Genomic DNA, 12,849 nt, shown 5'->3' with positions numbered 1-12,849 from the left:
CATGTGCGCGCCCTCGCCGCTCTCTCGCCGACAGTTCGGCGTCACAACCGGCCTGACGCTGTCCCTGCTGCTCGCGGCCCTGCCCCTCGCGGCCCAGACCGCTGCGGGCGACAAACCGCTCTCGGCCATCGACTGGCTGTCCGACACGCTCGAGACCCCGCGCCCGCTCACCGCCCCCGAGGCCAGCGACATTTCCGAGAACGCCCTGCCCGAAGAGGTCACGGTGATCCCGCTCGATGCGCCCGACCCGGACGCCGCCGGGCTCCTGCCCGCCTCCACGACGGGCCTGCCGCGCAACCTCTGGGGGGCGTCCACGGCCACCGACATCGCCCGGCGCATCACCACGATTTCCGCCCGCTCCGATCTTTTGCCCGCCTCGCGACGGCTCCTGAACACGCTGGTGCTCGCGGAACTCGACCCGCCGGTGCAATCGGATCGCGACGGGCGGCTGTTCCTCGCCCGGATCGACGCGCTTCTGGCACAGGGGCTGCTGGACGAGGCCGATGCGCTGATGGAGCTTGCGGGCCTCACCACGCCGGAGATTTTCCGCCGCGCCTTCGACACCAAGCTGCTTCTGGGCACCGAAGACGCCGCCTGCGCCCGGCTCAATCACACGCCCGGCCTCTCGCCCGCGCTTCAGGCCCGGATCTTCTGCCTCGCGCGCGGCGGCGACTGGAGTGCGGCGGCGCTGACGCTGGAAACCGGCGAGGCGCTGGGCCTCATTCGCGAGGATCAGGGCACGCTTCTGGCGCGCTTTCTCGATCCCGAGCTGTTCGAGGGCGAACCGCCCCTGCCCGTGCCGGATCATCCGACGCCGCTCACCTTCCGCCTGATGGAAGCCATCGGTGAGCCGCTGCCGACCTCGTCCCTGCCGCTGGCCTTCGCGCAATCCGACCTGCGTGCCACCTCCGGCTGGAAGGCCCGTGCCACCGCAGCCGAGCGTCTGGCGCGCGTCGGCGCGCTCTCGCCCAACCGCTGGCTCGGCATCTGGTCCGAACATCTTCCGGCGGCCTCGGGCGGCATCTGGGACCGGATCGACGCGCTGCAAAGCTTCGAAACCGCGCTGGCACGAAACGACATCGAAATCGTTTCGCTCCGCCTGCCCAAGGTCTGGGACGCGATGCGTGCCTCCGGTCTGCAACCGGTCTTCGCCGAACTCTTCGCCCAGCGTCTCGCCGCCTTGCCGCTCACCGGCGAGGCCTCCGAGATCGCGTTTGAAGTGGCGCTGCTGTCGCCGGATTATGAAAAGATCGCGTTGAAATGGAGCATGCCGCTGTCCCGCGATCAGATTTTCCTGCATGGCATCGCCACCGGCAACCTGCCGACCCAGCGCCAGAGCGATGCGCAGGCCCGCGCCATCGCGGCGGGCTTCCGCGCCACGGGCGTTCCCGTCCGGCTCGAAACCCTGGTGACCGAACAACGCTTGGGCGAAGCGATCCTGCGTGGCATCGAACTCCTCGAAGGCGGGGCTGCGGGCGATCTCGATGAGCTGTCCGATGCGATCCAGTTCTTCCGCGCCATCGGGCTTGAGGCCACGGCGCGGCGGGCCTCTTTGGAGCTTCTCTTGCTGGAACGACGCGGATGAGCCTTGCGGCTTCAGACGCCCGCTGGATTTCGGCCTTTGCCGAGGCGCAGATGGCAGAGCTGGGCGCGGCGGAAAACACGCGGCTGTCCTACGGGCGCGATCTTGTGGGCTTCTCCGAATGGCTGACCCGCAAAGGCGCCACGTTCGAGACCGCCACTCGCGATCAGATCGAGCGCTATCTCGTCGCCTGCGAGGCCGAGGGGCTGGCGCAGTCGACCCGGGCACGGCGGCTCTCCTCGATCAAACAGCTTTATCGTTTCGCCTTTGAAGAGGGCTGGCGCGGGGACAATCCGGCGATCCAGATCAAGGGGCCGGGACGCACGAAACGCCTGCCGAAAACCCTGTCCGAAGAGGAGGTGTCGCGCCTGCTCGACGCGGCCCGCGCCATGGGCCGGACGGAGGCCGAACGGCTGCGCAACGCCTGCCTGATGGAAATCCTCTACGCCACCGGCATGCGCGTGTCGGAACTCGTGTCTCTGCCTGTCTCAGCCACACGCGGCGATCCCCGGCTGTTGCTGATCATGGGCAAGGGCGGCAAGGAACGCATGGTGCCGCTGTCGGAGCCTGCCCGCGCCGCGCTCAGGGACTGGTTGGCGGTGCGCGATGCCGCCGAGGATCTGGCGAAACGTGAGACCGGGGCAAAGGCTTCGGCCTTTCTCTTTCCCTCGCGTGGCAAGCTGGGTCACATCACCCGCGACGGGTTTTACAAGCTGATCAAGGACATCTCGGTTCAGGCCGGCGTGTCGCCCGCCAAGGTCACGCCGCACACGCTGCGCCACGCCTTCGCGACCCATCTACTGGCTCATGGCGCCGATCTGCGCGCGATCCAGACGCTTCTGGGCCATGCCGATCTTTCGACGACAGAGATCTACACCCATGTGCTCGACGAACGGCTCAGGGAACTGGTGTTGACCAAGCATCCGCTGGCGGAAGGCTGAGGCGATCCGAGTATTTTCGCCATCGGAAAGCCGTAAGCCCTGAGGGACCTGTTGCCATACAGGTGCCCGACAAAAGTCCGACGCAAAGCCGACGCAAATCCGACCGGCCTTTTCGACGACAAGGTGGCTTTTTTCATGACAGGCACTTATGGCCTTGAGAGCCTCTTGCGAAGACGCCTCCGCATGCCCATAACCATGCCATGACAGAGACTTCCTTGCTTGACGCCGCCTTCTGGATCACCGCCGCCGCGATTGCGGGGCTTTTGGTGTTGTCCGCGTTTTTCTCCGGCTCCGAGACCGCATTGACCGCCGCCTCGCGCGGCAAGCTGCGCGCCCAGGCCGACAAGGGCGACAAGGGTGCCGAGCGCGCGCTCAGCGTGACCGAGGACAGCGAACGGCTGATCGGCTCGGTGCTTCTGGGCAACAACCTTGTGAACATTCTGGCGACCTCGCTGACGACGGCGCTGTTCACCAAGCTGTTCGGCCAGAACGGCGTGGCCTTTGCGACAATGATCATGACCGTGCTGGTTCTGATCTTTTCCGAAGTTCTGCCAAAGACTTATGCGATCACCAACCCGGAGATGGCCGCCGCCCGCGTCGCCGGTCCGATCGCCGTGGTGGTCAAGGTCTTCGCCCCCGTGGTGGCCTTCGTGCGGCTTCTGGTGCGCGGGCTGTTGCGGCTGTTCGGGGTTCAGACCGATCCGAATGCGGGCGTTCTCGCCGTCAAGGAAGAGATCGTCGGCGCCATCACCCTTGGCATGTCCGAGGGCACCGTGGAGAAGGAAGATCGCGACCGTCTGCTGGGCGCGCTCGATCTGGCGGACCGCACCGTCGAGGAGATCATGCTGCACCGCTCGCAGATCGAAATGCTGGATGTCGACCTGCCCGCGCGCGAGATCCTCGAACGCTCGCTGAAAAGCCCGCACACCCGCATTCCGCTGTATCGCGACGACCCGGAGAACATCGTCGGCGTGCTGCATTCCAAGGACCTGTTGCGCGGCATGCATGCCGACAGGGTGGCACATGAATCGGAGAACCCGACCATGCTGGTGGATTTCTCCGATTTCGACGTGATGACCGTGGCGATGAAGCCCTATTTCGTGCCGGAAACCACCACACTCGACGACCAGATGCGACAATTTCTCAAGCGCCACACGCATTTCGCCCTTGTGGTCGATGAATACGGGGCGCTTCAGGGGCTGATCACGCTCGAAGACATTCTGGAAGAGATCGTGGGAGAAATCACCGACGAGTTCGACCGTTCCGAGGATGCGCCGAAGCAATCCGGCGAGACCGGCGATTGGGAAATCGACGGCGGCATGACGATCCGCGATTTCAATCGCTGGACGGACTGCGCCATGCCCGACGAGGAGGCCAACACAATGGCCGGCCTGGTGATCCACGAGGCCCAGACCATCCCCGTGCCCGGTCAGGTGTTTTCGTTTCACGGCTATCGGTTCGAGGTGATGGAACGCAAGGACAACCGCATCACCAAGCTCAAGATCCGACCGCTGGCGGACGTCTGATGCTGTCCTATCAACACGGGTTTCACGCCGGAAATCTGGCGGATGTGCAAAAGCACGGACTGCTGGCCATGGCGCTCGATTACATGACGCGCAAGGACAAGCCGGTCAGCTATCTCGAAACCCATGCCGGGCGCGGGCTTTACGATCTTTCGGGCGATCAGGCACAAAAGACCGGCGAGGCAGCGGCGGGCATTCTCAAGGTTGCGGAATGGTTCGGACCGGATCATCCCTATAGCCGTGCGCGTCTGGCGGTCTCGTCCCGCCATGGCGAAACGATCTATCCCGGCTCGCCCGCGATTGCGGCTGCCCTGTTGCGCGACATCGACAAGATCCACCTCGCCGAGCTGCATCCCGGCGAATTCGATCATCTGAAAGCGGCGATGCGGGGCACCGGCGCGCATCTTGTCAGGGAAGACGGTTTCGCTTTTGCCCAGAGCCTCTGCCCGCCAGCCCCCCGGCGCGGTCTGATCCTGATCGACCCGCCCTACGAAATCAAATCCGATTATGCGACGATCCCCGGCTTCATCGCCAAGCTGCATCGCAAGTGGAACGTCGGTGTCATTGCGCTCTGGTATCCGATCCTGACCACGGGGGCGCATAGCAGCATGATTCGGTCTCTGGAGACCGCCGGTTTGCCCGGATTTTTCAGGCACGAGGTTCGTTTCCCGCCCGCCCGCGAAGGTCATGGCATGATCGGCTCCGGCATGGTTTTCGTCAATGTGCCTTGGGGCTTGGCGGAGGAAGCGGAACGGTTGAGTGAATTGTTCGTACAACTGACACAATGACCGGCATTTTACAGCTCTGTCGCGCCTACATGCCGAGTGCCGTATTTTCGTCTTTTTCCCATGGACTCCCGCGTATATTGGGCATTTATTAATAAATGGTTAATAAAAATGCATTTGCTGTGGGGTAAATATGCTGTCTGTTCTTACGCTCTTGGCGGGGTCTGCCCTAGCCTATGCGGCCACCGGTCTGTTCGACACCGATGAGGATGAAACCGAGGCGGAACCCTCCGCCGCGGATGAGCTTTCCGGCGAGAACCTTTCCGACGATGATCTTTCCGACACCGAAACCACGACGGTCTGGAATTTCGGCTCCGCCTCGGATGACACGATCTACGGCGGCGACGTCATCAATGAGATGCGCGGTGGCGCGGGTGATGACCTTTTGCGGGGCGGCCGCGGCGATGACACGATTTTCGGCGGCACGGGCGATGACGTTCTGAACGGCCAGCAGGACGACGACCGGCTGGTAGGCGGCTCCGGCAGCGACACGCTGTATGCCGGTTGGGGCGACGATCATCTGCAAGGCGGCACCGGCGACGATCTGCTCTATGGCGATCACGGCGACGACTGGCTCCAGGGCGAAGGCGGCAACGATTATCTCGACGGCAATTACGGCGACGATGTCCTCTCGGGCGGCAGCGGGCACGATGTGCTCTATGGCGGCGCAGGCAACGACATGCTGTCGGGCGGCGGCGGCGAGGATCGTCTTTATGGCGGCAACGGCATCGACATCATAGACGCCGGCTGGGGCGACGATCTGGTTCAGGGCGGTATGGGCAATGATGCCATCTACGCCAATGAAGGCGATGACATCGTCTCCGGCGGCAGCGGCAACGACCTGATCTTCGGCGGGGAAGGCAACGACAGTCTGAGTGGCGACAACGGCGACGACACGATTCTGGGGGAAGACGGTGACGACCAGATCTGGGCCGGAACCGGCAACGATGCGGTCGATGGCGGCGCGGGCGACGATATGATCGTCGGCAGCGATGGCACGGACATCCTCTATGGCGGCGACGGCAATGACGTCCTGCTCGGCGGGCGGGTCGGAAACATTCTGGCCGATGACGCGATGGATATTCTGGATGGCGGCGCGGGCGACGATCATCTTGTCATGCAGCAACAGGCGATTGCCACCGGCGGCGACGGGGCGGACACGTTTACAACCGGCACCTCTTTCGACGAGGCAGAAGATCTGGACGCCTGGAACACGGTGGTGACGGATTTCGAACCGGGCGTCGACACGCTTGAGGTGTCGCTGAGCGGCTGGGACGAGAGCTGGGCCTATTCCGTCAGTCTGCATTCGAACGCGGACGGCCCCTATTACACGCTCGATCTCGACATGAACGGCGAGGCGATTTCTCCGGTGACGATCTATCTGGCCGACGGGCAAGATCTGCTGAGCGAGGACGAGATGCTGAGCATGATCAGCCTCACCGGCAACGGCTTGCCGACAGTGCTTGAGGGCGATGACGGCGACAATCTTCTCACAGGGCTCGAAGGCGATGATACCATCACCGGCGGTGCGGGCGACGATGTCATCTATGGCGGCGCGGGCAATGACATCCTCGATGGCGAAGGCGGCTCCGACACGATCTATGGCGGTGCGGGCGATGACATCATCGTCTCCGGGGACACCAGCGTCTTGACCGCCGCCTCGGATTATCTCTACGGCGGCGAGGGCAACGACACGATCACCGGCCTGTTCTATGACACGATCGACGGCGGCGCAGGCGACGATACGCTGCTCGGCGGCGAGTATTCCACCATCGACGGCGGCGAGGGCGCGGACACCATTGGCGCAAGCTCCGACACCTATGTGGTCCATGGCGATGCGGGCGACGATACCATCACCCTCTTCGAAGATGGCTATTACGACCATGTCCGGATTTATGGCGACGCGGGTGACGATGTGATTAATACGAGCATTGCCGATGACGGCGTGTTCGTCTCCGGTGGAGAAGGCAATGACACGCTGATCGTGACCAGCAACGACACGGTCTATGGCGATCTCAGAGAAGGTGGCGGTTCCGGGGACGACATCATCACCGTCTATCAGCAGAGCACCCAGATGGCCGGTGGCGAGGTCGTGACCGGCGATGGTGCGGACAGCGTGACACTCGTCGCCGAGGCCGGGATGGAGGCGGAGCAGACCGGTCACATCACGATCTCGGATTTCACCCCGGGCGAAGATGTGCTTGCGCTCGATCTGTCCGAGACGCCCGACGCCACGGTGGAGATCAGCTTCGATGCGGCGGTGAACCGGTTCGAGATCACCCTGACGCAGGACGGCAGCTCGCGGCTTCTGGCCATGGTGAACCCGGCGGAGGGGATCACCTTTGCCGAAAGCGATCTGACCCTGAGCGATCTCAGCGTGACCGTTTAAGGCGTGCCACCTCAGCGGGCCTTGAACAGCCCGCCGAGGATGCCGCGCACAATGCGCCTGCCGGTGGTGCCGGTCAGCTCCTTCATGACCATCTTGGTCATCTCCTCACCAAAGGATTTGTCCGTGGATTTGCGCGAGGAGGTGCTGCGCGTGCCGGTCTTGGTCGATGCGCGTTCATAGCTCTGGCCATCATAGCGCCGCGCCTTGGAGAACTCGCGCTCAAGCTCGTCGCGGCCCCGGACGTTTCCGGACGCCTCCGCCTGTGTCGCCTCGGCGGCTTCGGCCTCTTGCGCCGCCGCAGCCGCGCGGGCTTTCAACAATTCAAAGGCGCTTTCGCGGTCCACCACCGCCTCGTATTTTCCCGCAATCGGCGAGGTTTTGACGATCTCCTCGCGCTCGCCTGCCGTGATCGGCCCGAGCTGCGATGAGGGCGGGCGAATGAGCGTCTGCTCCGCCATGCCCGGCACGCCCTTGGCCTCCAGAAACGATGTGACCGCCTCCCCCGTCCCGACTTCCTTGATCGCGGTTTCGATGTCGAAGCGCGGGTTCATCCGGTAGGTCTCTGCGGCAAGTTTCAGCGCCTTCTGATCGCGCGCCGTAAAGGCCCGCAGCGCATGTTGTACGCGGTTGCCGAGCTGGCCGAGGATGTCCTCGGGCACGTCATCGGGGTTTTGCGTTACGAAATAGACACCCACGCCTTTGGAGCGGATCAGGCGCGCAACCTGCTCTACCTTGTCCACCAGCGCCTTGGGCGCGTCGTCGAACAGAAGGTGCGCCTCGTCGAAGAAGAACACCAGCTTGGGCTTGTCCGGATTGCCGACCTCGGGCAGCTCCTCGAACAGCTCGGACAGCAGCCATAACAGGAAGGTGGCGTAGAGTTTGGGCGAGGCCATGAGCTTGTCGGAGGCGAGGATCGAGATGCGCCCGCGCCCGTCGGGATCGGTGCGCATGATGTCGGACAACTCCAGCGCAGGTTCGCCGAACAACCGGTCGCCGCCCTGGTTCTCCAGCACCAGAAGCGCGCGCTGGATCGCGCCGACGGAGGCCGTCGAGACATTGCCGTAGCGCAACGACAGGCTGTCGGAATTCTCGCCGACCCAAATTAGAAGCGATTGCAGGTCCTTGAGATCCAGAAGCGGCAAGCCCTGTTCGTCGGAGACGCGGAAGGCGATGTTCAAAACGCCTTCCTGCGCCTCGGTGAGCTGCAAAAGCTGGCTCAGCAGAAGCGGCCCCATCTCGGAGACGGTGGTGCGGATCGGGTGGCCCTGCTCGCCGTAGAGATCCCAGAAGGTCACCGGGAAACTGTCATAGCCGAAATCGGTGAAACCGATGGTTGCGGCACGCGAGGCGAAGGCGTCGTGCAGCTTGCCCAAAGCGTCGCCGGATTTCGCGAGGCCGGAGAGATCGCCTTTGACGTCCGAGAGGAACACCGGCACCCCCGCTTTTGAGAAGCTCTCCGCAAGGATTTGCAGCGTCACCGTCTTGCCGGTCCCCGTGGCGCCCGCGATCAGCCCATGGCGGTTGCCATATTTCAACAAAAGGTGCTGTGGCATGCCATAGCCCTCACCGCCACCGCCCACGAAAATCCGGTCCATGCCCGTCTCACTCATCCTCTCGCCCCTTCACTCGAACGTCCGCATCGGCGATTCCATTGGAAATCCTCTGAAAATTCAGCCGCGTATGCCGCCACAATACAATCTTAACCAATTTCTGCCAGACTAAGTGTCATCCGAACCACTCCTCTTCGGTTCGGAATGACTTCCTCCCTGTCAGACTGGCCGCACCTCCTTGGGTGCGGCTTTTTTCGCCTCTGCGCCGAAGCGCACTACAACGATCCTCTCGGGGCGACAGCCGTCAACGACAGCACGCAAGTCCCGCATTTTGTGGAATTTTACCGTAATTTCCGACATGCAATTTTTCGTTGACGCCATCACGATCCTGTCATACCGTTCCTGCCAATAAGTCGGCCAAGTCCGACGGGGAGACGTTAAAACCATAGAAACCTGTGTTTTTGAGACAGGTGGCGATTGGATCGCAAAGGCCTCGGGAAACCGGGGCTTTTGTTGTTCGGCCCGTCGGTCCCGACATGAGGCCCGGCATGGAAAATTCCGGCATGAGCGAAGCTTGGCCTGCGTGCCAACATCCGGCACGGCCTCACGAAAATATTCCGCCCCCCCCCTGACAGCCTGCCATACGCATGATAGAGCAGGAGCAACCGATGATAACCAGCAATGGACAGATGATGATTTCCGTCTCTCGTACACTTTCCGTTTTCGCAACCGTCACCGCCTGTGCGCTCACCCTCGCACAGCCTCTGGCCGCTCAGGACAACACCTTGTCTGCGGGCACGCCCGTGAACCCCGATGGCACCGCCGCACCCGCCGACAATGTCGGCCGTCCCTACACGCTGGAAACCAATGGCGACTGGGAAATCCGCTGCCTCAAGGCGCCCGAGGGGCAACCCGATCCCTGCTCGCTCTATCAGCTCCTGAAAGACGATGAGGGCAACGAGGTCGCAGAGGTCGCGATCTTCCATGTCGGCCAGGAAAATGTCGAGGCCGCCGCGACCTTCACCACGCCGCTCGAGACCATGCTGACCGCACAGCTCGCCATGTTCGTCGATGGCGAAAACGGCCGCAAATACCCGTTCCAGTTCTGCAACAAGATCGGCTGTTACGTGCGTGCCGGTCTGACCGCCGCAGACATCGACCTGATGAAAAAGGGCAACGAAGGCATGGTCGCGATCATGCCGCTGGGCCGTGGCGACAACCCGGTCAAACTCAAACTGTCCCTGTCCGGCTTCACCGCGGGCTACACCAAGGTGACCGAGTTGAACGAAGCCGCCAAGAATGGCGAAGGCCCCACCGCACCGGATGCGGCGCCTGCGGAATAATCCCGCTGACAGACATGACAAACGCCGCGCGGAGCGATCCGGGCGGCGTTTGTCTTTATCCTAGACGGGCCGGTGAGGCTTACGGCGCCTTGCGCAAGGCCAGAACCGCGTTCAGCCCACCGAAGGCAAACGCGTTCGAGATCACCACATCGACCTTCGCGTCCCGTGCCTCGTTGGGCACCACATCGAGGGCGCATTCCGGGTCGGGTTCCTCGTAATTGATCGTCGGCGCGATGATACCGTCGCGCAAGGCCATGATACAGGCCAGAAGCTCGACCGCGCCGGTGCCGCCGATCAGGTGGCCGTGCATGGATTTCGTCGAGGAGATCATGATGTTGTCGGCATGCGCGCCCAAAGCGTCAGCCACCGCCGCGCATTCGGTCTTGTCATTCGCCGCCGTGCCGGTGCCATGGGCGTTGATGTAACCGATGTCGGAGGCGTTGATCCGCGCATCCTGAATCGCACCGGAGATCGCCCGCGCCGCCCCCTGTTTCGAGGGCATGACGATGTCGGAGGCATCCGAGGTCATGGCGAAACCGATGACTTCCGCGAGGATCTCCGCCCCGCGCGCCTTGGCGTGGTCATAGTCCTCGAACACGAACACGGCGGCGCCCTCGCCCTGCACCATGCCGTTGCGCGTGAGGGAGAACGGACGGCAGGCGTCTTTCGACATCACCCGCAGCCCTTCCCAGGCTTTCACGCCACCAAAGCACAACATGGACTCGGAACCGCCCGTCACCATGGCCGTCGCCACCCCGTGGCGTACCATGTTGAAGGCTTGCCCCATGGCGTGGTTCGAGGAGGCACAAGCAGTCGCAACCGTGAAACATGGGCCTTTGAGATTGTATTCCATCGAGACGTGGCTCGTGGCCGCGTTGTTCATAAGCTTGGGCACGACAAAGGGATGAACCCGGTTCTTCCCCTCTTCATAGACCATGCGGTAATTGTCGTCCTGCGTCGTCAGACCACCACCGGAAGTCCCCAAGACCACGCCGGAGCGCAGCGCCAGATCGCCGACGAACTCAAGGCCGGACTGGCTGATCGCCTGCTGCGCCGCCACGAGGGTGAACTGGGTGAACCGGTCATAAAGCGCCATTTGCTGACGATTGAACCGGCCTTCGGCATCCCAGTCGTGAATCTGCCCGCCGATCTTGATCGACAGCCGGTCCACGTCACGGAATTGCAGTTCGGAAATGCCGTTCTTGCCCTCGGCCATGGCCTTGAGCGTCGAGGGCACATCGAGGCCAAGCGCGTTGACCGTGCCTGCCCCGGTGATAACAACGCGCCTCATGCTTTCTGATCGGCGATCAGGGCTTCGACGGCGCTCACGATGGCGGCAACCGAAGAAATGTCGAACTCCGACTGTTCCGGTTCATTGGCGTTGAACGGCACGGTAATGTCGAAGGTTTCTTCAATGGCGAAAATGCTTTCGACCAGCCCGAGGCTGTCGATCCCAAGGTCTTCGAGAGACTGATCGAGCGAGACATCCGCCGGGTCCAGAACCGCCTGTTCCGCGATGATCTCGATGATCTTCTCTTTCACATCCTGCGACATATGCGCCCCTCCGATCCGAAACTTGAGCCTGATTTAAAATGAAATGGCGCCGGTTGAAACAGGTTTTTGCCTTACGCCCCCATCAAATGACGCAGCGGACCGGGCCTCAGCCCTTCTCGCGCAGCTTCGACAGCACTCGCGGCAGACGCCGAAGCGCCTTGTACATCTCGACATGAGTCTGCATCGCCACCGCCGGGTAGCCCATCATCGCCTTGCCTTTCGGCACATTGGACAAAACGCCGGTGCCCGCGCCGATGATCGCGCCCTGCCCGATGGTGAGATTGTCGGCGGCCCCCGCCTGCCCGCCCATCACACAATAATCACCGATCACGGTCGAGCCCGCGATGCCGACTTGTCCGCACAAAAGGCAGTGATTGCCAACCACGACGTTGTGGCCGATGTGGACCTGATTGTCGAGTTTCGTGCCGTTGCCGATGCGGGTGGCGCGGATCGTGCCCTGATCAATCGTGACATTGGCGCCCAGCTCCACATCGTCACCGATCACCACCGAGCCGATGGAGGCGATCCGCATCCAGGCCTGCCCCGCCGCCTCGACGGTTTCGCCAAGGCTTTCACGGGCCTCTTCGACGGCGGATTTCTCCTGCGTCACGAAGGAAAATCCGTCCGCGCCGATCACGCCGCCGGGCTGGGCGATCAAACGGTCGCCGATAGTGGCTTTCGCACCGATTTTGACGCCGGGATGGATCAGCGCATCGTCGCCAATCGTGACGCCCGCGCCGATGGACACATGTTGCGCGATCTTAGCGTTCTGCCCGATCTTCGCCCCTTTGCCGATCACCACAAGCGGGCCGATGGCCGCGCCTTCGCCGATCTCTGCCGTGTCATGGATCACCGCCGTCGGGTGAATCCCCGGCTCAAGCCCAAGCCCGTGATCGAAGGCCGCCGTCACTCCGGCCATGGCCAGCCGCGCGCGTTTCACCAGAATGGCGGCCTTGAGCCCCAGCCCCTGCCAATCCGCGCCCTCCCAAAGCACGGCGGCCTGCGCCTTGCCCTTGGCGATGTTGTCGGCAAAATGCGGGTCCATCGCCAGCGCCAGATCGCCCTCGCCCGCGTCCTGAGGTTCGCGCGCGGCCTGAACGATCAGGCTCCCGTCGCCCGCATAAGGCGCATTGAGGGAAGCTGCGAGGTCCGCGATGGTGATGGGCATGATGAGGTCTCCGT

Annotated in this window: 10 protein-coding genes; 6 read left to right on the top strand and 4 right to left on the bottom strand. The window is 63.0% G+C overall.

Annotation, left to right across the window (positions count from 1 at the left end):
• Position 1: 1 nt before the first annotated feature.
• The 5 genes from NH195_RS16800 to NH195_RS16780 all read left to right on the top strand — a co-directional run bounded on the left by NH195_RS16800 (position 2) and on the right by NH195_RS16780 (position 7,220).
• Complete coding sequence (locus NH195_RS16800) at positions 2 to 1,585, top strand: hypothetical protein (RefSeq protein ID WP_238379790.1); 1,584 nt, start codon at positions 2 to 4, stop codon at positions 1,583 to 1,585.
• Positions 1,582 to 2,523 carry a site-specific tyrosine recombinase XerD gene (locus tag NH195_RS16795; RefSeq protein ID WP_066709604.1) on the top strand — a complete coding sequence of 314 codons (942 nt, stop codon included), beginning with the start codon at positions 1,582 to 1,584 and terminating at the stop codon, positions 2,521 to 2,523. The genes NH195_RS16800 and NH195_RS16795 overlap by 4 nt, the downstream gene beginning before the upstream one ends.
• A 200-nt stretch (positions 2,524 to 2,723) precedes the next feature.
• Complete coding sequence (locus NH195_RS16790; RefSeq protein ID WP_066709601.1) at positions 2,724 to 4,049, top strand: HlyC/CorC family transporter; 1,326 nt, start codon at positions 2,724 to 2,726, stop codon at positions 4,047 to 4,049.
• A complete protein-coding gene (locus tag NH195_RS16785; RefSeq protein WP_066709597.1) occupies positions 4,049 to 4,834 on the top strand; it encodes a 23S rRNA (adenine(2030)-N(6))-methyltransferase RlmJ in 786 nt (261 codons plus the stop codon). The genes NH195_RS16790 and NH195_RS16785 overlap by 1 nt, the downstream gene beginning before the upstream one ends.
• Before the next feature lie 130 nt (positions 4,835 to 4,964).
• Positions 4,965 to 7,220: a calcium-binding protein gene (locus tag NH195_RS16780; protein ID WP_066709593.1), complete on the top strand. Its 2,256-nt coding sequence runs from the start codon at positions 4,965 to 4,967 to the stop codon at positions 7,218 to 7,220.
• Between the two features lie 11 nt (positions 7,221 to 7,231).
• On the opposite strand, the gene NH195_RS16775 is transcribed toward NH195_RS16780, so the two are convergent.
• Positions 7,232 to 8,830, bottom strand: a complete 1,599-nt coding sequence (locus NH195_RS16775; protein WP_066709590.1) for a helicase HerA-like domain-containing protein — start codon at positions 8,828 to 8,830, stop codon at positions 7,232 to 7,234.
• Between the two features lie 608 nt (positions 8,831 to 9,438).
• On the opposite strand from NH195_RS16775, the gene NH195_RS16770 reads away from it, so the two are divergent.
• A complete protein-coding gene (locus NH195_RS16770; protein ID WP_066709587.1) occupies positions 9,439 to 10,113 on the top strand; it encodes an invasion associated locus B family protein in 675 nt (224 codons plus the stop codon).
• A 79-nt stretch (positions 10,114 to 10,192) separates the two neighbouring features.
• Here NH195_RS16770 and NH195_RS16765 read toward each other — a convergent pair whose 3' ends face one another.
• From NH195_RS16765 to lpxD, 3 genes are all read right to left on the bottom strand, one after another.
• Entirely contained in the window at positions 10,193 to 11,404 is a 1,212-nt protein-coding gene (locus NH195_RS16765; RefSeq protein ID WP_066709582.1) for a beta-ketoacyl-[acyl-carrier-protein] synthase family protein, read from the bottom strand.
• A complete protein-coding gene (locus tag NH195_RS16760; RefSeq protein ID WP_066709579.1) occupies positions 11,401 to 11,667 on the bottom strand; it encodes an acyl carrier protein in 267 nt (88 codons plus the stop codon). Before NH195_RS16760 ends, NH195_RS16765 begins: the two co-directional genes overlap by 4 nt.
• Positions 11,668 to 11,773: 106 nt before the next feature.
• Complete coding sequence (gene lpxD / locus NH195_RS16755) at positions 11,774 to 12,835, bottom strand: UDP-3-O-(3-hydroxymyristoyl)glucosamine N-acyltransferase (protein WP_066709940.1); 1,062 nt, start codon at positions 12,833 to 12,835, stop codon at positions 11,774 to 11,776.
• Positions 12,836 to 12,849: the final 14 nt, after the last annotated feature.

It is taken from the genome of Celeribacter ethanolicus, from assembly GCF_001550095.1.
In the GTDB taxonomy this organism is placed as follows: domain Bacteria; phylum Pseudomonadota; class Alphaproteobacteria; order Rhodobacterales; family Rhodobacteraceae; genus Celeribacter; species Celeribacter ethanolicus.
Note: the sequence above shows the minus strand (reverse complement) of the source record. Positions and strands in the feature narration are given on the sequence as shown.